Genomic DNA, 527 nt, shown 5'->3' on the forward strand with positions numbered 1-527 from the left:
GATCAACATCGAGGAAGACGGCACCATCACCATCGCCTCGAACGACAGCGCCAAGGCCGACGAGGCCAAGCGCCGCATCGCCGAGRTCACCGCTGAAGTCGAAATCGGCAAGGTCTACGAAGGTCCGGTCACCAAGATCCTGGACTTCGGCGCCCTGATCAACCTGCTGCCCGGCAAGGACGGCCTGCTGCACATCAGCCAGATCGCCCACGAGCGCGTCGAGAAGGTCACCGACTACCTGAGCGAAGGCCAGATCGTCAAGGTCAAGGTTCTTGAGACCGACGAAAAAGGCCGCGTCAAGCTGTCGATGAAGGCCTTGCTGGACCGTCCGGCCCAGGACCAGGACCGCGGCTGATCCTTCCTGCGACGGATTTTGCTGCTGCCGGCACCCGTGCATCGGGCGCCGGTGGCGCAAATGAACTGCATACCCCATGAAAGCTGTTGAAATTACCTCCTACGGCGCGCCCGAGGTGTTGCGTCTGGGCGCCCGCCCGGAACCCACCAACGGCGCCGGAGAGGTGGTGATC

At 63.1% G+C, this 527-nt stretch carries 1 protein-coding gene; it reads left to right on the plus strand.

Annotated elements, in window-relative coordinates; genetic code table 11:
* Positions 1-355: S1 RNA-binding domain-containing protein (locus AC1D0P_RS28075; RefSeq protein ID WP_477679727.1), on the plus strand; the 355-nt coding region annotated here is incomplete at its 5' end.
* Positions 356-527: the final 172 nt, after the last annotated feature.

It is taken from the genome of Polaromonas sp. P1_G2 (assembly GCF_056405515.1).